Genomic DNA, 21889 nt, shown 5'->3' with positions numbered 1-21889 from the left:
GACTCAAAAATTAAAAACCTAATCTGAAATTTAACAAGGTTTCACTAATTTCGTCTTCATTGATCCCGATATAGCGTTTGGTGATTTTTTCGCTGCTGTGACCGAAAATTTCCATCAGTGTGGCAACGTCTTTGGTTTTCTTATAGTAATGGTAGCCAAACGTCTTCCGCAGTGTGTGCGTCCCAATATCGTCTCTTCCTAACAGCTTAGCGACCTTTTGAAACATCTGATAGACCGTATTGACTTCTAAATGACCGCCTTTGGTACTGGGAAACAAATAATCCTCTGGTTCCAAGTCTTTCGTGTAGTCCTGGATTAACTCCTGTAAGCTGCTTAAATATAAAATGCGTGTTTTTCCGGTTTTTTGCTCCACAATACGTGGGTTTTTCGAGGAAATCACGTCTTTTTTCTTTAATTTCACGATATCGGACATGCGCAAACCGCTATTAATGCCGATCAAAAACAAGAAAACGTCGCGTTCAGCGTTTTTGTTGCGTCTCAAACAGAATAAAAAGTCGTTGATTTCTTGCTGCGTTCTTAATGGTTGGACGTTATAGGTCATTGAAATGCTCTCTCCTATCCTAAAACAGATACATGATTTCATTCATTATAGCACTAAATCATGTATTGGACACCCTTATAAAAAAAGAACCCTATAGATATAGGATTCTCGATACACGATTTTATCCAATTTCATGTGTCTTGTATTCAAGTCACGCCACAAGAGTATGGATGACATATCATTTTGACTTTGAACATCTAGATAAATATAAATAAATAATAGAGATAAAAAATGTAGTGTAATCCTTAATTATCTCTATTACTCGATTAATTTGAAGGTGTGCAATCATTCTTTAGACTGCCCTTAGCAATCGAAGTCCATTCAAAATAACAACCAATGTACTTCCTTCATGAATAATGACACTTATGGCAATATCCGTTAAGCCCAAGAAACTAACGACAATTAAAAAAGCAACAACGGCCATTGAAAAAATAATATTCTGCCAAATAACACGGTTCATTTTCGAAGAAATATTATGAGATTGTACCAATTTTGATAAATTGTTTTGCATTAAAACTAAATCAGATACCTCTACTGCCACATCAGTCCCATCTCCCATAGCGATTCCCACATCTGCATTAACAAGAGCAGGAGCATCATTTACACCGTCTCCAACCATGGCGGTCACACCGTATTTTTCTTTTTGTTCGTCTATTATTCTGGATTTGTCTTCCGGCATGACATTTGCAATCACTTCATCTATTCCCAATTGTTTAGCAACCGCTTTTCCCGTCATTTCTGAGTCACCAGTAATTAATGTGGTGTGTATACCTTGTTTTCTGAAATACTCAATGGTTGCTTTTGCATGTTCACTTGGAATGTCCATGAGGGCAATAAGGCCTAGAACCTCTTCATCTACTGCTACGTACACGACTGTCTTACCTTCTGAAGCCCATTCATTATTTAAACGACTATACTCATCTGAAACATCATCAAACGAAGTCGGTTTTCCTATACGATAATTTCTCCCTTTGTAATCTCCTGTCAATCCTTTACCAATCTGGTTTTCTACATCAATAGTTAGTTTGTTTTTTTGCTCAAACTTTCTTAGAATAGCATCTGCTAAAGGGTGATTGGATTCTTTTTCAAGAGCTACTACGATATCAATCATGTTTTCTTCGTTCACGGAATCAGCAAAATAATAATTGGTTACTTCAGGTTTTCCTTTGGTCAAGGTGCCCGTCTTATCAAATGCAATTGCTTTAATATCGGCTAATTGAGACAGGTAAGAACTACCTTTTGAAAGGACTCCTTTTTTGGCTAAATTAGAAGTCGTCGATAGCGTTGCCGAGACAGTAGCTGCTGCTAAAGCACACGGTGAAGCTGCAACTAAAAGGACTAATCCTCTATAGACACTTTGTGACCATGTCCAATCAAGTAGAAAAGGTGCCAATAACATGAATAACGGAATGGCAATTAAAACAACTGTGACATATTTCGGTTCAAATTTTTGGATAATACTCGCAGCTTTTGTTTGGTTATCTTGGTTCTGATTCACTAATTGTAAAATTTTTGAAAATACTGTATCTTTGTTTTCTTTGGTGACTTTCATCGTGAAGGTACCTGTTCCATTGATTGTACTCCCGAAGACGCCATCTCCTTTGGCTTTCTCTTTCGGGATACTTTCTCCATTAATAGACGACTCATCAATGGATGTAGATCCAGACAAAATGACGCCATCAATAGGTACTTGATCGCCATTCAACACTTGAAGTTGATCTCCCACTTTTAATTCACTGACATCTACATTTTTTGTACTACCATCAGGCAGGATTAACCGGGCAGTCGTTGGATTCATTTCGAGTAATTTCGTTATTTCTCGTTTGCTTCTTCCTTCTGCATAATCTTCCAAAAAATGTGCGCCAGAAAAAATAAGAATCAATAATGTTCCTTCCCAAAAATTCCCCATCAAAGAAGCTCCAATTGCCGCTAATCCCATTAAAATATGAGAATTAGGTATAAACTTTTTTTGTGCTTTTGAATTCTCAATTGTTTCTCCAAGGCCTTCAAGAAGAATAACGTGATACCCGGCACTGATTGTAGCGATTGAGAACAAAACATTTTGTACCAACTGATAATCTTCATTCAAAAATAGAGCAATCACTGCTAATGCTAAACCAACAAAGTACAAAACGACTGGCATTTTCCCATGATCATGGTCGTGATCGTGGTTGTGATTATGATTATGCTTTTCTTGAGACTGTTGTTCTTGGATAGTTTCCATTTCTATTGCCTCCCTATATAATTTATAATTCCTTTGTTTTCCATCATTTACTTCTTGAATCACATAAATTTCCGCTATTTCTGACTCCTTTCGTTTATTCCAAAAGTAAATCGTAATGAATCCACTTTGCATATGACTAACTAATCATATGTTTGTATTCTCATTTTATATCGCTATATACGTTTTGTCAAGATAAAGAGAACGCAACTTCTCTTTTATAAACAAAAGATTAGCATTGTTTCGCTCATATGGTAATATAGATATGAACGAAAGGTCATATGAAAGGAATAAAAACACTATGGATATAAAAACAACTTCTCCAATCGATAAAGAATCTATTCTGTCAATAAGCAAACTATTTAAGGTGATTAGTGATCCTACACGATTGTCGGTTCTCTTTCTTTTACAGAAAAAAGAGTGTAGTGTTGGAAATATCGCTATTTCTCTGGACATGGAACAGTCTGCTATTTCTCATCAATTAAAAACGTTGAAAGACGCACGCTTAGTAAAATCAAGAAGAGAAGGAAAAAGTATGCTTTACAGTTTAGATGACCTTCATGTTTTTAGTATTCTCGAACAAGTTTTAACTCATGTCAGTGAATTAGAAAAATAAAACCAATTAGTTATGTAGCATACAAACTTAGGAGGTTTTTAAAATGTCAAAATCAGATAAAAATCATAATCACTCGCATCAGGATCAATCGAAAAAAAATATTAAAATTGCTTTCTTCATAAATTTTATTTTCTCCATAAGTGAATTTTTCTTTGGGTTTCTTTTCAATAGTGTGTCCATTATGTCTGACGCAGTTCATGATTTAGGGGACTCTATTTCAATTGGATTCGCTTGGTTTTTTCAAGGTTATTCAGAGAAAAAACAAGATGAACGGTTCACCTTTGGCTATAACCGATTTTCTTTACTGGGCGCGCTGATAACTGGCGTTGTGCTAATTAGTGGCTCGTTCTTTATGATCTATCGTAGTGTGCCACGTTTGCTTGACCCACAACCCGTAAATTATAGTGGCATGTTCTGGCTTTCTCTCGTAGCTATTGCATTGAATGGATATGCTGCTTGGATTTTAAGCAAAGGCACATCCAAAAATGAGGGTATGTTGAACCTCCATATGCTGGAAGACGTATTAGGGTGGATTGGAGTCTTGATTGTGAGTATTCTAATGAACTTTACCGAGGCATATCGTCTGGATCCTATCTTATCGATTTTGATTGCACTCTATATCCTCTACAAAACCATTCCTGAATTTTTCACCACAATGAAAATTTTATTGAATGGTTCGCCTGAAAATGTAAACGTAAAGAGCTTGGCGAATTCCATTAAAAATGTTCCTGCTATAAAAGACCTCTCACATTTTCACATTTGGTCACTGGACGGGGAAGAAAACGCCCTTATCGTCACGGTTCTTATAGACCCTTCAGACATAGACAAGGCTAGGGAAATAAAAGAAGTAATTGCAGAAATCGCACATGAATCCAGTGTGAAAAATCATATCACAATAGAAATAACAACAAGTAAAGAATAACTTGAGAAAGGATACTCCCACAACACTTAGGATAGTCCTACACTAAAAATACCTCATTATTTGAAAAGCAAAAAAGGCAGCGACTAAACAAATCGCTGCCTCTCTTTTTATCTTTCGTGATTATGATTTTTAAAAACCTAGTAGCGTTTGTATCGTCCCGTTCTCTACCAAGATAAAGATTCCTAATCCAATAAACACGATTGGAACAATGATTCGTTCATACTTTTCTAACGTTTCGGAAACAAAGGAAATTTTTGCCAACTTATAACTGATAAAGCAAAGAATCGCAATCGAGATAACGAATACTACTAAGGCAATTAAAATTTCTGAAAAAGCTAACGAAGTAAAGTAGGGAATATAAATCCCTAAATTGTCTCCACCTGACGCAATGGTTATTAAGGCGACAGTCCAGAATAACCGACTGGTTCCTCTAGATTCTAGTTTTTCAACGACTTCCTCTTCTTCTTCCTCCTCTTCGCCTATCACAGCGACACGGATACCTAAATAAATTGGAATTAATCCAAGAAGTCCAATGATCCAATCTTGCGGAATAAAATTCAGCACATAAGCAGCAAACAAACTTACAGCTACCAAAATGCCTGTTCCAAGATATTGACCCCAAAAAATGTGTCGAATACCTTTTTGTGTGTGACTTTGAGAAAAGATAATGAGCAAGATAAACAAATAATCAATGCTCGTAGAAATGTAAACAGCGATAGCTGAAAAAATACTTTGTAACAAAATAACTTCCTCCAAACTAAGATTTCATAGATAGATTTTCTGATAACTTTAAAAAAACACGAATAGCGGAAAGGATGTCTTCATTCGCTAAAGAGTAATAAACTACTTTTCCATCTTGACGTGATTTTGCCATTCCATGTTTTTTTAAAAAACGTAAATGGTGTGACGTTGTAGCGACACTAGCAGTAAGTATTTCTGCTAAATCACAGACGCACATTTCCTTATAGGTTTCTAAAGCATAGAAAATTTTAATTCTAGAAAAATCGCTGAAACATTTCCCTAACACAAGTAAGTTTGAAAAATCTTTTTGATCCAATTTATTTTTTATTCCATTTACTTTTTCTTTATGTACGACAGTCACTTGGCAAACGTTTTTCATTCATCTCACCTCACATTCAAACGATTATTTGAATGAAGTATACCTATTTGATCACTCTTTTGTCAATCTACCTTAATTCCAATACACTATTATAAGCAATTTCATGTATTTATTATTTTTATGAAATTTGTCAACACCCATGTATATTTTCTCTATATTGTCTTTCATTTAGAAATAACAAACAAATCCTTCTGTAAATTGTTCAATGGCAGATTTATAATATATTTTAAGTTATTGATTTCTACGTTAGTTATTATAACTCTATTGTATTTGATGGAACAAGGGAGCAGGTTAAACTATAATTTTAACTTGTTAATTACTTAAAAAAGGGAAGAGGTGGAACAATTAAAAACTATTATTTTTTTGAAACGTCAATTTATACGTGCTCTATAGAACTTGCGTTCGTATTGTTGAGTACAGGATTGGGAAATCTCAGAATACATTATTCCCTACTTTAAAGGGGTAAGCGAGGCCTTGACCAATTATCGTGTAGGCGTTTACGGCACCCGCAATGTTTGTTCCCAAGTTACTTCTGCTGGGTCTGCCGTCACTAGCTATGTATCCAACATGTCTTCCGGCTTCAGCGGTAATCTGGGCTTTAAAATGCCGTAAAACTGGAACTTTGATCAATTTGATGAATTCGGAATAAGTGACTATTGGGCCATTGATAAAGTCATACACTCGGGTTTATATCCTCCAATTAAATCCGTTGTAAGATTTGTAACTTCGGACTCTGCTGAGCAGTTAATCAAAGAAGCTTTAGCGAGAGTAACAGAAGGTATTCCTTTGTTCGAGATGGTATCTGAGAGGATTGAACTGGATGGGGAGGAGAGAGAACTATTTAATTCTTCTCTGCTTAAAGTAACCTTTAGCGCTTCTAAAGACATTACTATAGGAGACGATGAGGGATTAGGCAATATTGTTCATGTCAGCAATGGGGAACCCTTTGGAGCAATCGAAACAACCATAGAGAACACCTTTGGCTTATCCAGTCAAATTACTCTGGACAGTAAGGGGATCACCAATACGCTGGCTTCTAATATGGGTAATGGGATCATCGAGACCTCGGTGAGCGTCCAATCAGGAGAAATCAAGTACACCTATAGAATCATAGTAGCTGATATCGAACTAGGTTCTGGTATCAAGACCTCAGCCGCAATCCTTTTCAATGTGTATCTTAAGAATTCTAATTTCCCACCTGATTATCCAAATCCAATACCTGTGGACGTCACTGATGGTATTTCCACTGTATCAGACCGGTTCTCAGAAGGGGCTAAGGATGTAGCAGTGGTGGTAGGAGCTTTGGCCTTTGCAGGGCTTGTAGTTGCCAGCTGGATATATCTCGCACCTCTACTTACTACAGCGGCAGCATACCTTGCTAGTGGGGCATCGGCGTTCAGTACTATATTAGCCGCCTTTGCAAATTAAGGCTTTGACAGAATTGCCTCAACCTAATTAAAAACAGGTCTCCTTTAGGATGGAATATCATTCCATCCTAAAAGAGACCTTTCTTTTGCTCGAATCGACTATTTTTTAGGGATTTTTCTATTAGTTATTCTTCTGAATTCCTCTACTTCTTCCGTGGAATTGAAGAAGGTTTTCGGAATAGCGTTCACTTTTATAGGGGTTACAGTTAGGATAAACATGTCGGCATACTCGAACACGGCGCTGAATTCCTCCCATCCCAGAAAGTGACGGATACGATCGGATTCCATTTCTATTCCCGATTCCGTAACGGTATAGATAAATTCACTGTGAGCTGCCGGATCGCGGACATATTCTTTTGTGAGCGCACGATTCAAAAGAGAGAAGCCCACAATCACCCCAATAACTATGCCGCCCAGCATAATGAGTATCGTAGCCAGAACAGAAAATTCCATAACATAATGCATATATAAAAAGAACAAGGAGAAAAAGATTAGAAAGAAAAGAGCAGATCCTTTTCTTCTCATGTGGTACCGGTACAGATTAAGTTTCTTTAAATGCTCCAGTTGCAGCTGCCCCTTGAATCTCAATAAGGGTTCTCCTTCAATCATACAAAAACCTCACTTTTCATTTAACGGATTCTACTACTCCTAAACCATAATAATTTTATACTAAATTACCTCCTTATCCAACGATTACCTTTTTATATACTTTTTCTCACTTTCCTAAAAAGTCTTCTCTATTCCAATTTATCTTGGTTAGAAGAAAAAGCATCAATAAAAATATACTAAAATTAGAAGGGAGAAGTCTCAAAAAGATTTCTACTTAACTAATCTTAGTATAGTTTAGATTCAAATTTTTTTGAAATAAATATATTTGAAGTAGACTAGCTTATTGCTTAGTAATGTATTGTTTTTCATTGTATCTTTTCGGTCTCTGAATAACCATTGAAATAAAAAAAATTTTGAGTATCATCTCGACCCATCACAATGATCTCAGCTAACTTGTCATTGAGCCATTTGATTTTGATATCTTCTGGATTCACATATGTGAGCTGATCAGTTATGATAACGGCACTATGCTCTGAAGAAGTTGCGGTTTCTTTAATAATGATTTCACTTGAATACCCTTCTGTTGATACTTCTATATGGTAAGTATTATCGGGAGAGTCACTGACTAATAAGATTTTCTTTTCAAAAAAATGGTTATAAGTAGTTTTTAAAACGGGAAGGCTCATAAGAAGGAACGTTGTAAGAACCATTAAAAAGAATATTCCACATCCTTGATTGGGCACATCTTCACTCTTGGGACGCTTCATGTTACCACTCTCCTTTTTTGTGTATATTCTAACATATGTCCACTTGTTTTATATTATATACTTTTTAACTTTTTGCAAAGTTATTGAAGAAAAAGGATTGTGAAGTCGCTGGACAGTGTTAGTTTAATACTACCTCTACTATATAATAATAGAGTCAATTCGTTCTTATTTTGATATCCTGTATTTTTTCTAAGGAAACCTAAAAAAAACAAATAAGTATCTCTTTGACAATCAATTCTTCAAAAGCATATAACTAAGACCCAGGGTAAAAGTTATGAAAAATAGTCATATATGACTATTTTGTTATAAATCGTAAATATAATGTTATAATTAGAATATAGTAAAAAAGTAGTTGAATATCTTTCTTTTAAGCACTAACGGCACGGTCCTGATTTTTCCTTAGTCAACTGTATTACAACAATTGTTTTCTTGTTTGTTAGTAGTAGCCTTGGTGTATTTTGCAAGATGAAAGTGCAGCAGGTAAAATAGTAACAGCAAAGAAAAAGACGCAAGCTTTTTTTACTCGCCCAGGAGAATCCTATCCCTGGACATTAAACTCAGAAAGTGTCATAAGCTGGACAGAATATACGTATTGGACAGGATATGATGCTTATTATGAATTACAAAAGTACAGTACTATGGGGAAACTGGTGTTAGCCAAGGCCCGCCTCATGTTATCAAATTCGAGGATCGAACGTATCATTACAATGGCTATTGATTTAGGAGGTATCACAAATTGGTAAAAACTATTTATTTTCAGTTGCTTTTGGTCCTATTATTAGTGGGATGTACAAATAATAATACAGCAGATACTGGCGTCGACACCCTTCCCCCTTCTGAAACAATCAGCAAGTTTACTGCGGAAATTAAGGAGACTAACGAGCGTCCTTACTTTAAAGGTGACACCTATTACACTATAAACGAAGAAGTGACCCTCATGTCCCATGAATTTATCACAGATAGTGAAGGAAAACCCACTTTAGTACTTTGGGTAAACTATACGAATATTGGGGATGACGCTTTTGCACCGATAGGCGTAAGAGGTCATTTCAATTTTTTCCAAAATGGAGAAGAAATTGAAGAAGGCTTTGCCTCTATCTCTGAAGAATTTTCTGAAGAAAACCCACATTACGAGGAAGCCTATGGAGTTGCGATTCGCCCAATAGCCCCTGGGGAAAAAGCCAAAATTTATATTGCGATTCCCCTTGGAGAAAAAAGTGATGTTAGACTTGAGTTTGATGAGAAAATTATAAATGATGATAACGAAAGTATTCTTTTTAGTTTTAATGAGGAATGAATATAATTTCTTAATATATATGAAACATACTGGGAAAAAACTCAGTCCTTGAATAAAGAAAATCCCTACTTCTTTCTAAATCTGAAAGAGGTAGGGATTTTATAGTTTTTAAAAGACACAGTGAGCCAAATACCTTATAATTTAACTTCACTGTGTAGTTAATATAGCCTTCCGCTTTTATTTTATCTATTGTATTAAAAAGGGTAGTTAAAGATTCATTTTTAAAGAGATAACATTTGATACGAAAAACAACCTCTTTTAATAAATAAAAGAGGCTGTTTTTATTTGTCTCATAATCGATTGTTTTTGATACAGAGGGATCCTCAGTCCTTTTGGAAATAAGGAATGGTAAAGAGTTTCCCTTTATATTAAACTGAACAGGTAAACAGAGAACAGGATATTCCATTTAATATCTGTAGCGGCCTTAAATGGAGTGACCATTCTACTTAGTATCGTGAAGGAGTGATTGCCATGTGGACGAAAAAGAGAATTACTTATAACACAGTGGTAGGAGGTAACACTGAAAACTAACCTCCGTTACTACAAAGGAGGATTTTTATGAAGATTCGAGAATACGAAGACCAAGACAAAACATCATGGATTCGCTGCCGAGTAGTATCCTTTTTGGACAGCTCCTATTTTGATGATGTTCAAAACTTTCGGGAAGAATACGAGAACCCTGTTATTCAAATGGTAGCGATAGAGAATGGGCAAGTCATCGGCTTCCTGGATTGTGAGTATGAGGAGGAACCGGGAGATGCCTGCTACTTTGAGGGTTCAAAAGGCGGAGTGATTTGGCATTTAGGAGTCTTACCTGAATATAGGGGGCAGGGTTTAGCAACCGCGCTCTGGCGGGCAGCCCAAGAAAAGCTGAGAGAGAATGGGGTCGAACGGGTAGAGGTTTGGACCCAGGATGACATGGCTGCAACGCAGTGGTACCTTAAGCAAGGGTTCCTGTTCAGGGAAGCGTATCTGAATGCTTATTTGAAAGGGAATGCAAATAATTCGATATTACAGAGTTTTATCAGTTTTGAAAATATAGGAGAAGTATACGGGATCCGAAACTTCAACTTCGAAGCGCCAATCGAGCGAAAAGAAGAATTGGAAAAAATCTGCTACCGTCTTCATGAAGTGCGTGTCTATGAAATGAATATCTGAAGCAAGAAGACCCTGAGTAAAATACTCAAGGTCTTCTTTAGTATAGTAGCTACAATTTCCGGAATCCGGTGAATAGTGCAGATAGATAACTCCTAAAAGAAATGCATAATAAATCCAAAAATAACGGGGACAAAAAGTGATCGACCGGAATTCCCAAAACTATTGCAGACGATTCAAACGGGTGATACATTGGTGGTCACAAAGTTAAACCGATTCGCACGCAGTACTCAAGACGAATTGAATACGATCAAGTACCTTTTTGAAAAGGGTGTTCGGATCAATGTCTTGAATCTAGGTGTGATTGAGAATACTTCAACGGGAAGATTAGTCTTTACCATATTCAGAGCCTTTGCGGATTTTGAACGTGATTTGATTGTGGAACGAACCCAAGAGGGAAAGGAAATCGCCAAACAACAGCCAGGTTTCAAGGAAGGGCGCCCTAAAAAGTTCTCCCCAAAGCAGATCGAATTGGTTATGAAGTTCCTAGAGACCCACTCCTATATGGAAGTCGAGAAGATGACAGGGATCAGTAAAAGTACGCTTACTCGATATAAGTGAAAGAGAGGAGATATGTCTTATGAGTGAAAATATATCAAATCAAGATAGCATAGAGCAAAGAAGTTTGGATTTCATAAAGAATAATTTAAATAAAGAAAATTATTTTGGATTATCTGATCAGCAATTTGTTCAACTGAAAAGCTGGCTAGAGAGTGCCCATTTGAACACACACAGTACTAAATTTTCAGACATTGTATTTAATAACGGATTCATTGAGCATTTTGCTATTACCTCTTCATCTGAGGATAGAAAGGGAGCTCAGCAAACACGAGAATCAATAATTTTTAAAAAGAATAGTGAGATTAACTTTTTAAATAATTTAGACACTTAGCGCTCTACCTTATTCTCATCACACCTTCTCGCATTGGTATCGTAGATCGATCTGATGTAGGCGCTTGGATAGGGTATTATGGGGCCGTTTTAGGAGGAGTTATTACTTTACTTGTTATGGCTGAAATTGTCGAGTGGGGGATTTGTTTAGGCTCAGTCGACAGAATTCGCCCTAAATGTGTCGAGTGACCATTTTTTTCAGTGCTAGTCGACATTTTCCTAGCAAGTCTTAAAAAATTGCATAAATTTAATTCTTAGTGTTTCATAAAAGGAGCGGGTTTAGTAGAATAGACCTATTGAGTTTAAGGAGGAAATAATAAACATGATAGAAATATTGAAGGCAATCATTCTCGGTATTGTTGAAGGTATTACAGAGTGGTTACCGATTTCGAGTACAGGACATATGATTTTAGTTGAAGAATTTATTCAATTAGATATGACAGCCGCATTTAAAGAAATGTTTTTCGTGGTCATTCAATTGGGTGCTATTTTAGCAGTGGTGGTGCTTTACTTTAATAAATTAAATCCCTTCTCTTTTAAAAAGACTAAAGAAGAGAAAAAAGACACTATGGCAATTTGGTATAAGGTCATTGTTGGGGTCATTCCAGCTGCCGTTTTAGGTTTGCTGCTAGATGATTGGTTGAATGAGCACTTTTACAATTACTGGGTTGTTGCGATTATGCTGATCGTTTACGGTGCTTTATTTATTCTTGTTGAAAATCGTAACGAAGGTAACAGCGGTAGTATCCACAGCTTCAGTGATTTATCTTATAAAACAGCACTAATGATTGGTTTTTTCCAATGCTTGTCTCTTATTCCAGGTACATCACGTTCTGGCGCAACGATTTTAGGGGCTATTATTTTAGGAACATCTCGTTTTATTGCAGCAGAATATTCCTTCTTCCTGTCGATTCCCGTTATGTTTGGCGCAAGCGCACTAAAACTAGTTAAGTTCGGTTTTGATTTTACTAGCCAAGAACTGACGATTTTATTAGTGGGCATGCTAGTTGCCTTTGTCGTTTCGATCGTTGCCATTAAATTCCTAATGCGTTACATCCAAAATAACGACTTTAAAGCCTTTGGTTGGTACCGAATTGTTTTAGGAGCTCTAGTAATTGCATATTTCGTTTTATTTGCCTAAACTTTTGAAGAAAATGCTATACTGAGAGTATTAAAAAGGGAAAAGGTGAGGCAATGTTCAGCCAAAGTGTTGTTGTGATACCAGCGTTTAACCCAAGTAACGACCTTATTTTATATGCCAAGCAATTGATAGACAAAGGTGTTCCTTCTATTATTATTGTCAATGATGGCAGCAAGCCAGAACATCAGGCAGTCTTCGACCAATTAGCAGCCTTGCCAGCGTGCCAACTACTTGTACATGAGGTGAACCGTGGTAAAGGTCGCGCATTAAAAACCGCTTTTTCTTATATAAAAGAACAGCAGTTAGCAGTAAAAACCATTGTGACTGCCGACGCAGATGGACAGCATGTTGCTGAAGATGTGATGGCACTCATCACCGTTGCCAAAGGCTCCCCTAATACAATTGTGCTAGGCGTACGTGACTTTGACCAAGATAATGTTCCCTCAAAAAATGCATTTGGAAATAAACTAACGAGCAGAGTAGTTGCCTTGTTATTCGGGACCTACATTAGCGATACACAAACTGGATTACGTGCTTTTGATTTTAACCATTTAGATTGGTTATTGGACGTGAGCGGTGACCGCTTTGAATACGAAATGAATGTACTGACGTACGCTTTGATTCAGTCAATTCCCATTCATGAACAAGCTATCCAAACGATTTATTTCGGTGGAGAATCGTCGTCTCACTACAAGGCCCTAACTGATTCACTTCGCATTGCTAAACAACTATTAAGAGGATTCATTTTCAAAAAACGATTTAAATAAATTGAAGAACCAGAACGCGGAAGCGTTCTGGTTCTTTTTGTTCCCAGAGTGAGTAGAACCACCAAATTAAGTTTCTACTCACTCAAAATCCATCACCACTCATATGAAGAGGTTTTTCAGTGGCCTTATGCTATAATGCAGAAAAATAGAGGGCTAGTTTAAAGGAGTTTTTAGAGAGTTGAACATTATTTTAACGATGTATATTACCTTGATGCCTGTCATTTTGGCAGGTGTGGCTAATATGAAGTTGCTGAAATCTAACTGGCTATTAGATTGGACCGCCAGGATTGATGGTGGCAAGACATGGCGGGACGGCAGGCCTGTTTTTGGTGAGAATAAAACATGGCGCGGGGCACTAGGAATGGTTGTGTGCAGTATCATTGCTATGATTATTTGGGGCTTTTTATGCCGTAGCTTTCCTTATCTGCAAAACCATAATCAGTTTTACCAAAACAATGACAACACCATCGTCTTTAATGGTTTCGTCGGTTTTTGGCTAGGAGTCGCTTATATTGTCTTTGAATTACCAAACAGTTTTTGGAAAAGACGGCAGGATATCCCAGCAGGTCAAGCATCAGAAGTGGCTCACCCATTGAAATATATGTGGCTGGATCAAATGGACTCCTTGTTTGGTTGCGCACTCGTCTTAGCCTACTTTCAACCGATTTCCATTTGGTTGTATCTGGCTTATGTCATTTTGGGGGCGGCGACCCACCTCATTATTAATACCGTATTAGTCAAGATGGGTTGGAAAAAATCAATTTAATGGAAAGGATGATCTTATGCGTAAATTAATGATTATTCCAGCATTTCACCGCGCCAACCTCGTCAGTTTAGTTGGGTTATGTTTTGCTATTTTAAGTATGTATACAACGATAACCGGTCCCTTAACACGAGCAGTTATGTTTATGATAGGGGCTGTTTTATGTGATTTATTTGACGGGAAATTTGCCTCGCAGTTTAAGCGCAATACTGCTGAAAAGCAAATGGGAGAACTCGTCGATTCATTAGTCGACATGATTTCCTTTGTGGCATTACCGATTGTTTTTTTAATCATCGTGACCAACTACTCGCCCTTATCAGTTGGTATTAGTTGCTTCTACGCGATTATGGCAGTGAGTCGTCTTAGCTATTTCCATGTCACCAAGGAAGACCAGCTAGAAGCAGACGGTCAGTACCGCTTTTTCATTGGCGTTCCCGTTACTTATATACTACTGGTTGTGCCGATTTTATATACACTATTTGAACTATTCGGGGCAGTCCAAACGACTGTTTTCCAAGCCATTTTACAAACCACTTATATTATCATGGGTGGCCTCTTTGTTTGGAAACGCCCCATCCCCAAACCAGCAGGCATGATGTATGCCGTCTTTGTCTTACTAGCGGTCATCATCCTAGCCGTTCTCATCAGTAGGTGATCAGATGGCAGACTACTACAATCGCCAAAAGGGCACTATTGAAAAAGAAAAAGAAGTTGGCGGCAAAGCCATCGAATGGCTCTACCAAACTAGTTTCGGTCGACTGCTCTTAAAATTATTGGTCGGCCCAAGCTTTTCAAATTGGAAGGCCAAGCAAAGTAGCAAACCGTCTTCAGCTAAGAAGATTGCGGATTTTGTTGAAAAGTATGACATCGACTTATCAGAAGCAGAAAAGGATAGCTTTTATTCCTTCAATGATTTCTTTACACGTAAATTAAAACCAACTGCTCGGCCGATTGATTCTAATCCACAATCAGTGGTAGCCGTTTGCGATGGTAAGTTGCAAGTTTTCCCTTTGAATCATCAAACGCAGTTTACTATTAAGACTAGCCAATATAGTTTTCTGGATATCATTCAAGACGAGACGCTAGCGGAAACCTTTAAGGGCGGTTATTGTTTCGTTTACCGATTAAGTCTGGATGATTATCACCGTTATATTTATCCTGACGGGGGTCGTTGTTTAACAGAAGGCCGTATAAAAGGGAAGTTGCACACCGTCCGACCGATTGCCCATGAATTTGTATCTGTTTTTAGTGAAAATACTCGCCACTGGCAGTTGCTGGCGACCCAGCACTTTGGTCAGCTGCTGTATATGGAAGTGGGGGCAATGTTAGTAGGGAAAATTCAGAATCATGAGCATAGCCGTTTTGAAAGAGGGCAAGAAAAAGGTTACTTTGAATACGGCGCCTCAACGATTATTGTCTGCTATCAAAAAGATCAACTAGCGATAGATGAGGAGATTTTACGACAAAGTCGTGCAGGCTTAGAAGTAAAAGTTAAATTAGGAGAAAAGGTTGGCGAAGCATATGTTTAAAAGACTTAATGGGTATATCAATGAAATGTACCCGATTATACCGAGATTGTTTATTAGTTTATTAATGGTAGCTGTTCAGTATTTTGCGGTGATAACCTTCGCTCAAAATCAGCCAGCTTATCAGTTTAATTGGGCAGATGTGGGTGTTGTTTACACCGTCTTTGCTTTTTTATTTTTATTACGGATTGCAGATGAATTTAAAGATTTTGAAAATGATAAGATTAATTATCCAGAGCGTGCGTTACCATCTGGGCGTGTCTTTAAAAAAGATTTGTGGGCGTTAGGAATTATTTTGTTTATAACGATGGTGACAGTGAATCTCTTGTTGCCGCAATCTGTTTTACCTTTTGCCTTAGTTGTTTTTTACGGCTTTTTGATGACAGTTTGGTTTTTCCAACGTGATAAAATTGAACCAAGTTTGGTATTAGCGCTTATTAGCCATAATCCAGTTCAGCTGATTTTAAGTTTTTACGTGATTCATTACGTTTGCTTTCGCTACCAGTTGCCTATTTGGACTTGGCAAAATATATGTGTGGCTTTAGCGCTCTATATGCCTGCCTTACTTTGGGAAATTTCTCGAAAAATTAAAGCGCCGGAAGATGAAAATCAGTATGTGACTTATTCACAAGTATGGGGATTTGAAGGCTCGTTGCGGGTTGTTTTGGCAGTTGCCGCTGTCGGTGTTTTCTTTGCCATGGTCTTAGTTTACCAACAATTGGGGTCCTTCTTATTGATTCTAGCTTACGCGGTATTGGTTTATTTCATTTATCGCTACTACCAAGCGCCACAAGGCAAGCATTTGAAGGCATTAGTGCCAGTCTATTTAATTGCTCATTTGTTGATTTTCTTAGTCTTAATTTGTTTATGATATTTTTAGATGTTAGGAGACAGTCGCATGTGGTTGAAGGATAGTCAGCTAACCCTCCAAAATGCAGGGGGTAAAGCAACAGCATTGGCTGAAATGAAAAAAATAGGGCTCAATGTTCCCGATTTTATTGTCCTATCCGTTGCGGGTGGCGAAACAATCAGCGAGCGGTTAGAGCCAGCTTTAACAAAAGAAGAAATCGATCAGTTAAGTCGTCTATTAGATGACTGCTGTCCGGCTTATGACCTATTTTCAGTGCGCTCTTCTGCTGTTAAAGAAGATAGTCATGACCTGTCTTTTGCCGGTTTATTCGATACGTATTTGAATGTGAGCCGCGATCAATTGGCTGAAAATATTGCTAAGTGTTTAGCATCAGCTCGTTCAAAACATGTGGAAGATTATGCTGATCATAACCAGTTAGACCAATCAGATTTGAAAATGGCAGTTATTATTCAAGGTATGGTTGCATCTGAAAAAGCGGGTGTTTTATTTACTGCTAACCCAAATGGTTTATTAAATGAACAAGTTTTAGTAGTTGGTAATGGTTTGGGAGATGGTATCGTCGATGGCATTGTGCCAGTTACGACTTACTATATTAAGGCAGATGAAGGTCTATCTTATTATGAACAAGACGAAGACTCACCGTTACTTGAGGCTGCGGAATTAGCAAGTTTGCTTCAACAGGCAAAGCAGTTGCAAACAACGAGTAAGAGCTATTTGGATTGTGAGTTTGCCATTTCAGGTGGTCAGGTTTATTATCTTCAATCGCGTCCGATTACGACACTAAAACCAAAAGACCAAGCGGGAACGCCGCTTATTTTAAATAACAGTAATTTGGTTGAAAGTTATCCGGGGATTAGTTCGCCATTAACAGAAAGTTTTATTCAGTATGCCTACCAGCAAGTTTTTAGAGGTGTCGCTTGGCGCTTTTCTAAATCAGACAGTCTGCTAGAGGATTATGATGATGCTTTTTCAACCTTAGTGGTTAGCACTAATGGTCGCATGTACTACAACATGAATCATCTCTATAGCTTGCTTCAATTTCTACCCTTTCCGCAACAGGTCTTACCTATTTGGCAGGAAATGATGGGTTTTTCGCAAAAAGAAGTGATTTTAGCTCCCAATCTCAAGAAAAAAACGAGCCTCTTTGATAGTTTACGCATTTCTGCCCGCATACTGAAAGAGTTTTTCACGACACCAGGTCAGATGGCAGCTTTAAATCAATCCTTTGATCAAGTGGAAGATTATTTCAATGCCCACTACTCAGATCAAATGGGGATGGATGAGGTGAAGTCTCTTTATAACGGCTTAGCCGAGCGCATCTTAATGAAGTGGGATATTACCCTCGTCAATGATTTATATGCCTTTGTTTATACTGCTCTCTTGAAAAAGACTCTATCTAAGTGGGGCGGTACGGAATCGGAAGAGCAGTGGAATCAGTGGTTTTCTGGCATACCGGCCATTAGTAGTATGGAACCTGTTAGGGCCATGGAGGACTTAGCGAAATATGTTCTGCGTCACCAACTTTTGGACGACTTACTAGCACTTACTTCGGTAGATGAGCTAGAAGCTTATTTAGAAAAAGACCAAACAGGATTTGCGCAACACTTTACCTACTATATTAATCGCTATGGCGACCGCTCGCTAGAAGAATTGAAACTAGAAACGGAAACGTTTCGCGCTAATCCGATGAAGGCAATTCAGCAACTGATTTCCTTCTGCCAGCACCCAACTAATCATGGACAAACGAAACAAGCTGATCAATCCTTAACGTTTTCTGCTTCTTTTTGGAAAAAAGGATTGGTTCGTTATTTGAGTAAACATGCTCGCTTAGGAATTGAAAACCGTGAACTATCACGTCTAAACCGCAGCCGTATTTACGGTATGGTGCGAACGATGATGTTACGAATGGGGAAACTTGCAGAGGAAGCAGGTTGGTTAGACCATTCTCGAGATATTTTTTGGCTAACGATGGACGAAGTCATGACCTTGTCAGCAGAAACATCTGCCAAAGTAGTCGTTGAAGAACGACGTAACCGATATAACGGCTACGACCAATTGCCACCATACGGTTATTTGGTGTTTCAAGATAAAGTTGTTAATAAAGCTGTTCAAACGGTCCAATCATTGATAGATGATGAGCAGATTAATCATTTCCAAGGCATCGCAACGTCTAGTGGGAAAGTCAGTGGAGACGTGTTAGTGATTGCCAACCCCAATGAGGTAACCGAAAGTGTGATGGGGAAAATTCTAGTAACGACTATGACGGATCCGGGCTGGGTCTTTTTACTGACACAGGCTAAAGGGATTATCGCTGAAAAAGGGTCGCTCCTCTCCCATACAGCCATTATTTCAAGAGAGTTAAATATACCAGCTGTTGTTGGTATCAAACAAATTACCCAACGATTAAAAACTGGAGATCAGGTGGAATTAGATGCTAATACGGGTCGAGTAACGATTTTGAAGCGAAAGGGTGAGCAGAATGAAAGCTAACTGTCCCATTCTAACGGATAAAACGCTAGAGGCATTCGTTTCTTTTTCAACTCATTTATATGAACCCGCCTATCAGACTGAAAATCAAACAGAGTTAAGGGCGTTACTGACAACGAGCCATCCTTTAAGTCACTACTTTCAAATGATTCCCATTTGGGTTGTCGAGGATGACCACATTCTAGCCCGTGCTGTCTTGTCCATTTATCCGGACGATGATGCAGCTTACTTGGGTTATTTTGAAAGTGAAAACAATCCAGAAGCTGCTCGTTTACTCTTTGAAGAGGCAGTCAACCAGAGTCGCTTGCATCAGAAGAAACAGTTAGAAGGGCCGATGAATGCTAGTTTTTGGTTGGGCTATCGCTTGAAAACCAATCATTTCAACGACCAACCTTACTTTTCAGAACGTTACCAACCGGACTATTACCAAAAGCTTTGGGAAGCGAATAACTTTAAACGGACTGACCGCTATTTTTCCAACCACTATGCACCAGTCGATGAGCAGATGTCGCGGCATAAGTATGCGAAACGTTACCGTCAATTTCAAGAAAAAGGCTACGTGATTAAGAGTCCAAATCGAGCAACATTGGATCAAGATTTTGCGGATGTTGCCGAATTAATCCAAGACCGCTTCAAAAACTTTCCTGTTTTCAAGCAAGTCAGCCCTGATGAATTCATTTCCTTATTTTCAAACTTAAAACTGATCTTAAGGAAAAGGTACGTCAAATTGGCTTATACCTCTGCCGACGAAATGGTGGGTTTTATCATTTCAGTTCCAGATTATGGCAATCTGTTTAACCGCAAGCAAATGACGGTGAAAACATTGCTATCCTTAGTTGCAATAAAATGTTTCAGTCGTCGTTACATTGTGATGTATATGGCTGTTAAAGAAGGACATGAAGGATTAGGATCAGCGATGGTTTACGCCTTGATGACTGAATACAATAAACGCCGTATTCAAGCGACCTCGTCCTATATTCATGAGGGGAAAGTGTCGGGAAGCTATGTCTTTGGTAGTGTTGAAAGGCAAAGTGATTATGCCTACTACGTGAGGGAAGTAGATGACGTCTGATGAAAATCAAAATAGGAGTTGGGACGTTCAAAACGTCTCAACTCCTATTTGATTAGCAAGCGAAAGTCATCTTCAGATAATAAATGAATATTTCGGCCTTGGCCCTGTAATTCGCGTACCATTTGAATTTTGCGACTTTCTAATGCGGTGCCGATTTTTTGCCAATCACTCATAGCAACGACCACATAGGTGGTTTCGTAGCTGAGTTGGCTGTCAAAATAGCCGCCAGCATTGGCAACAATTTGAGCGGCGTCGTCACGCTTAATGCCTTTTAGACGTCCGGTAAAGCACACATGTTTTTTATAAAAAGGATGACTAGGGTCAAAAGACTGGCTAGTTGGTTGAATCAGTGAGCGTTTCGGCGCAGGTTGACGGCGACTAGTTGCTTTAACAGGCCCGAAACGGTGAGAAAATAGTTTTCCCATCTGGTAGTTATGTTCAGTTAAAAAACGCTCGATGTCACCATCATAAGGACGTAAGAGGCGATTGGCAACTAAGCCGCATGCTTTTGCATCGTCACCAGCATGGTGGTGGTGATCAATGGTTAAATCGTAATAAGCTAGTACACTTACTAGGCTGTTACTTGATAAATCGAGCAAGCGCTTAGCCATGGCACAACTACAAAAATAGTCATTTTCTAATTTAGGTAAATGATACCGTTCGATTGTTTTTTGCAAGCAGTTCACATCAAACGGGGCATAGTGAGCCACTAGCGGGTTGTCACCGATAAAGCCACGAATCTCATCATAAATTTGATCAAAACGAGGTGCATGGTGGACATCTTCTGGATAAATACCGTGAACAGCAATATTAGATGAATAAAACGGCTGCAAGGGATTGATTAACTGGTAGTAACGATCAACTTCTTTACCATTTGAAAAGCGACTCATCCCGATGGAGCAAATACTGTCTCCGCGGTTATTGGCAGTTTCGAAGTCAAGTGCGATAAAATCCAAATAATCTCCCTCTTTCTAAATAAGTGATAATCCCATTATACCGCACTTTATTTTGTTATAATAGAATTATTCAAACAGACAGGAGCTGGTGACATGCACCATTATTCAATAGAAGAGCTAGATAATAGTCGAATGTATAAAATGATTTCCGGAAGCATTATTCCGCGTGCCATCGGATGGATTACGACATTAGATGAAGAGAGTGAAGTCGTTAATGCGGCGCCATTTAGTTTTACAAGTGGTGTATCCAATGAAATGCCACTCATTTCAATGGCTATTTTAAGAAAAAATGGCGAAACTAAGGATTCTGCTCGCAACTTGCTTAAGTATAAAAATGGTGTTGTTCATATTGTGAGTGCCGATATTGTCGATGAGATGAACGAAACAGCTGCTAACTTAAAGGCAAACGAAAGTGAACTGGATCGCACCAACCTCCATTTGATTCCAAGCACACGTGTTAAAACACCTGGTATTAAAGAAGCTAAAATTAGAATGGAAGTAACCGTTTATGATTATCATCCGGTCAAAGACCGTGCTGGTAAGATTGTGACCGACTTTTTCTTCTTAGAAGTCACCGATTTCCATTTTGATGAAGAAGTCTTTGATGTCGAAAAAGAATACATTAGCGTTGAAGCCTTACAACCTGTAGCGCGTTTGGCGGGACCTTATTATGCAACGTTGGACGATGTTTATCGCAAAGATCGCCCACAATAACAGAAGATGATTATTTACATTATCCCTCTTTTTAGCTAAGGTTTAGGAAAGGAGGGATTATGAAT

Annotated in this window: 25 protein-coding genes; 18 read left to right on the top strand and 7 right to left on the bottom strand. The window is 38.2% G+C overall.

Going from position 1 to position 21889, the window contains the following annotated elements; genetic code table 11:
• Positions 1-10 precede the first annotated feature (10 nt).
• Together BW721_RS07445 and BW721_RS07440 are read right to left on the bottom strand one after the other, a co-directional pair.
• Entirely contained in the window at positions 11-562 is a 552-nt protein-coding gene (locus tag BW721_RS07445; RefSeq protein ID WP_076767551.1) for a tyrosine-type recombinase/integrase, read from the bottom strand.
• Between the two features lie 292 nt (positions 563-854).
• Complete coding sequence (locus BW721_RS07440; protein WP_076767549.1) at positions 855-2786, bottom strand: heavy metal translocating P-type ATPase; 1932 nt, start codon at positions 2784-2786, stop codon at positions 855-857.
• Between the two features lie 298 nt (positions 2787-3084).
• On the opposite strand from BW721_RS07440, the gene BW721_RS07435 reads away from it, so the two are divergent.
• Together BW721_RS07435 and BW721_RS07430 are read left to right on the top strand one after the other, a co-directional pair.
• Positions 3085-3399, top strand: a complete 315-nt coding sequence (locus BW721_RS07435; RefSeq protein WP_068561834.1) for an ArsR/SmtB family transcription factor — start codon at positions 3085-3087, stop codon at positions 3397-3399.
• A 43-nt stretch (positions 3400-3442) separates the two neighbouring features.
• A complete protein-coding gene (locus BW721_RS07430; protein WP_076767547.1) occupies positions 3443-4321 on the top strand; it encodes a cation diffusion facilitator family transporter in 879 nt (292 codons plus the stop codon).
• A 129-nt stretch (positions 4322-4450) separates the two neighbouring features.
• On the opposite strand, the gene BW721_RS07425 is transcribed toward BW721_RS07430, so the two are convergent.
• Both BW721_RS07425 and BW721_RS07420 read right to left on the bottom strand, forming a co-directional pair.
• The gene (locus tag BW721_RS07425; protein ID WP_034536057.1) at positions 4451-5062 is read right to left on the bottom strand and encodes a CadD family cadmium resistance transporter; all 612 of its coding nucleotides are present in this window, start codon (positions 5060-5062) and stop codon (positions 4451-4453) included.
• Between the two features lie 16 nt (positions 5063-5078).
• Positions 5079-5441 (bottom strand): ArsR/SmtB family transcription factor, encoded by a 363-nt coding sequence (locus BW721_RS07420; RefSeq protein ID WP_076767545.1) that lies wholly within the window; start codon positions 5439-5441, stop codon positions 5079-5081.
• A gap of 474 nt (positions 5442-5915) precedes the next feature.
• Here BW721_RS07420 and BW721_RS11945 point away from each other — a divergent pair, with 474 nt between their 5' ends.
• The gene (locus tag BW721_RS11945) at positions 5916-6053 is read left to right on the top strand and encodes a glycoside hydrolase domain-containing protein (RefSeq protein ID WP_232222908.1); all 138 of its coding nucleotides are present in this window, start codon (positions 5916-5918) and stop codon (positions 6051-6053) included.
• A 183-nt stretch (positions 6054-6236) separates the two neighbouring features.
• Positions 6237-6869, top strand: a complete 633-nt coding sequence (locus BW721_RS07410) for a hypothetical protein (RefSeq protein ID WP_335617483.1) — start codon at positions 6237-6239, stop codon at positions 6867-6869.
• 98 nt (positions 6870-6967) lie between these two features.
• Here BW721_RS07410 and BW721_RS07405 read toward each other — a convergent pair whose 3' ends face one another.
• Positions 6968-7477, bottom strand: coding sequence for a YcxB family protein (locus BW721_RS07405; protein WP_083686829.1), 510 nt, complete (start codon positions 7475-7477; stop codon positions 6968-6970).
• Between the two features lie 305 nt (positions 7478-7782).
• On the bottom strand, positions 7783-8184 hold the full coding sequence (locus tag BW721_RS07400; protein WP_076767537.1) for a hypothetical protein: 402 nt from the start codon (positions 8182-8184) through the stop codon (positions 7783-7785).
• Between the two features lie 458 nt (positions 8185-8642).
• On the opposite strand from BW721_RS07400, the gene BW721_RS07395 reads away from it, so the two are divergent.
• The 13 genes from BW721_RS07395 (at position 8643) to BW721_RS07335 (ending at position 20154) form a co-directional block, all read left to right on the top strand.
• The gene (locus BW721_RS07395; RefSeq protein WP_076767535.1) at positions 8643-8927 is read left to right on the top strand and encodes a hypothetical protein; all 285 of its coding nucleotides are present in this window, start codon (positions 8643-8645) and stop codon (positions 8925-8927) included.
• On the top strand, positions 8921-9481 hold the full coding sequence (locus tag BW721_RS07390) for a DUF5067 domain-containing protein (RefSeq protein WP_076767533.1): 561 nt from the start codon (positions 8921-8923) through the stop codon (positions 9479-9481). Before BW721_RS07395 ends, BW721_RS07390 begins: the two co-directional genes overlap by 7 nt.
• Positions 9482-10039: 558 nt before the next feature.
• Complete coding sequence (locus tag BW721_RS07385; protein ID WP_076767530.1) at positions 10040-10639, top strand: GNAT family N-acetyltransferase; 600 nt, start codon at positions 10040-10042, stop codon at positions 10637-10639.
• Positions 10640-10801: 162 nt separating this feature from the next.
• The gene (locus BW721_RS07380; protein ID WP_232222907.1) at positions 10802-11197 is read left to right on the top strand and encodes a recombinase family protein; all 396 of its coding nucleotides are present in this window, start codon (positions 10802-10804) and stop codon (positions 11195-11197) included.
• Between the two features lie 19 nt (positions 11198-11216).
• Positions 11217-11528: a hypothetical protein gene (locus BW721_RS07375; protein WP_076767528.1), complete on the top strand. Its 312-nt coding sequence runs from the start codon at positions 11217-11219 to the stop codon at positions 11526-11528.
• Positions 11529-11849: 321 nt separating this feature from the next.
• Positions 11850-12668 carry an undecaprenyl-diphosphate phosphatase gene (locus tag BW721_RS07370; protein WP_076767525.1) on the top strand — a complete coding sequence of 273 codons (819 nt, stop codon included), beginning with the start codon at positions 11850-11852 and terminating at the stop codon, positions 12666-12668.
• A 53-nt stretch (positions 12669-12721) separates the two neighbouring features.
• Positions 12722-13435: a glycosyltransferase family 2 protein gene (locus tag BW721_RS07365; protein WP_076767523.1), complete on the top strand. Its 714-nt coding sequence runs from the start codon at positions 12722-12724 to the stop codon at positions 13433-13435.
• Between the two features lie 178 nt (positions 13436-13613).
• A complete protein-coding gene (locus BW721_RS07360) occupies positions 13614-14201 on the top strand; it encodes a CDP-archaeol synthase (protein ID WP_083686828.1) in 588 nt (195 codons plus the stop codon).
• A 16-nt stretch (positions 14202-14217) separates the two neighbouring features.
• Positions 14218-14853 carry a CDP-alcohol phosphatidyltransferase family protein gene (locus BW721_RS07355; protein ID WP_076767521.1) on the top strand — a complete coding sequence of 212 codons (636 nt, stop codon included), beginning with the start codon at positions 14218-14220 and terminating at the stop codon, positions 14851-14853.
• 4 nt (positions 14854-14857) lie between these two features.
• Positions 14858-15727 carry a phosphatidylserine decarboxylase gene (locus tag BW721_RS07350; protein ID WP_076767519.1) on the top strand — a complete coding sequence of 290 codons (870 nt, stop codon included), beginning with the start codon at positions 14858-14860 and terminating at the stop codon, positions 15725-15727.
• A complete protein-coding gene (locus BW721_RS07345) occupies positions 15708-16595 on the top strand; it encodes a UbiA family prenyltransferase (RefSeq protein WP_083686827.1) in 888 nt (295 codons plus the stop codon). Before BW721_RS07350 ends, BW721_RS07345 begins: the two co-directional genes overlap by 20 nt.
• 27 nt (positions 16596-16622) lie before the next feature.
• The gene (locus BW721_RS07340) at positions 16623-19085 is read left to right on the top strand and encodes a PEP/pyruvate-binding domain-containing protein (protein WP_076767517.1); all 2463 of its coding nucleotides are present in this window, start codon (positions 16623-16625) and stop codon (positions 19083-19085) included.
• The gene (locus BW721_RS07335; RefSeq protein WP_076767515.1) at positions 19075-20154 is read left to right on the top strand and encodes a hypothetical protein; all 1080 of its coding nucleotides are present in this window, start codon (positions 19075-19077) and stop codon (positions 20152-20154) included. The genes BW721_RS07340 and BW721_RS07335 overlap by 11 nt, the downstream gene beginning before the upstream one ends.
• Positions 20155-20198: 44 nt before the next feature.
• Here the strand turns inward: BW721_RS07335 and BW721_RS07330 are convergent, their stop codons facing one another.
• On the bottom strand, positions 20199-21110 hold the full coding sequence (locus BW721_RS07330; RefSeq protein ID WP_076767513.1) for an exonuclease domain-containing protein: 912 nt from the start codon (positions 21108-21110) through the stop codon (positions 20199-20201).
• A 93-nt stretch (positions 21111-21203) separates the two neighbouring features.
• Between BW721_RS07330 and BW721_RS07325 the strand changes: the two genes are divergently transcribed.
• Positions 21204-21824: a flavin reductase family protein gene (locus tag BW721_RS07325; protein WP_076767511.1), complete on the top strand. Its 621-nt coding sequence runs from the start codon at positions 21204-21206 to the stop codon at positions 21822-21824.
• Positions 21825-21889 lie beyond the last annotated feature (65 nt).

This window comes from Jeotgalibaca sp. PTS2502, from assembly GCF_001975685.1.
Taxonomy (GTDB): domain Bacteria; phylum Bacillota; class Bacilli; order Lactobacillales; family Aerococcaceae; genus Jeotgalibaca; species Jeotgalibaca arthritidis.
This window is presented reverse-complemented; position numbering and strand designations above follow the sequence as displayed.

Coding starts and splice junctions, on each gene's coding strand:
- BW721_RS07435 (WP_068561834.1), top strand. CDS start 3,085: ATGGATATAAAAACAACTTCTCCAATCGATAAAGAATCTATTCTGTCA.
- BW721_RS07375 (WP_076767528.1), top strand. CDS start 11,217: ATGAGTGAAAATATATCAAATCAAGATAGCATAGAGCAAAGAAGTTTG.
- BW721_RS07340 (WP_076767517.1), top strand. CDS start 16,623: ATGTGGTTGAAGGATAGTCAGCTAACCCTCCAAAATGCAGGGGGTAAA.
- BW721_RS07405 (WP_083686829.1), bottom strand. CDS start 7,477: ATGATTGAAGGAGAACCCTTATTGAGATTCAAGGGGCAGCTGCAACTG.
- BW721_RS07335 (WP_076767515.1), top strand. CDS start 19,075: ATGAAAGCTAACTGTCCCATTCTAACGGATAAAACGCTAGAGGCATTC.
- BW721_RS07350 (WP_076767519.1), top strand. CDS start 14,858: ATGGCAGACTACTACAATCGCCAAAAGGGCACTATTGAAAAAGAAAAA.
- BW721_RS07400 (WP_076767537.1), bottom strand. CDS start 8,184: ATGAAGCGTCCCAAGAGTGAAGATGTGCCCAATCAAGGATGTGGAATA.
- BW721_RS07370 (WP_076767525.1), top strand. CDS start 11,850: ATGATAGAAATATTGAAGGCAATCATTCTCGGTATTGTTGAAGGTATT.
- BW721_RS07445 (WP_076767551.1), bottom strand. CDS start 562: ATGACCTATAACGTCCAACCATTAAGAACGCAGCAAGAAATCAACGAC.
- BW721_RS07325 (WP_076767511.1), top strand. CDS start 21,204: ATGCACCATTATTCAATAGAAGAGCTAGATAATAGTCGAATGTATAAA.
- BW721_RS07440 (WP_076767549.1), bottom strand. CDS start 2,786: ATGGAAACTATCCAAGAACAACAGTCTCAAGAAAAGCATAATCATAAT.
- BW721_RS07355 (WP_076767521.1), top strand. CDS start 14,218: ATGCGTAAATTAATGATTATTCCAGCATTTCACCGCGCCAACCTCGTC.
- BW721_RS07365 (WP_076767523.1), top strand. CDS start 12,722: ATGTTCAGCCAAAGTGTTGTTGTGATACCAGCGTTTAACCCAAGTAAC.
- BW721_RS07430 (WP_076767547.1), top strand. CDS start 3,443: ATGTCAAAATCAGATAAAAATCATAATCACTCGCATCAGGATCAATCG.
- BW721_RS07385 (WP_076767530.1), top strand. CDS start 10,040: ATGAAGATTCGAGAATACGAAGACCAAGACAAAACATCATGGATTCGC.
- BW721_RS07420 (WP_076767545.1), bottom strand. CDS start 5,441: ATGAAAAACGTTTGCCAAGTGACTGTCGTACATAAAGAAAAAGTAAAT.
- BW721_RS07410 (WP_335617483.1), top strand. CDS start 6,237: ATGGTATCTGAGAGGATTGAACTGGATGGGGAGGAGAGAGAACTATTT.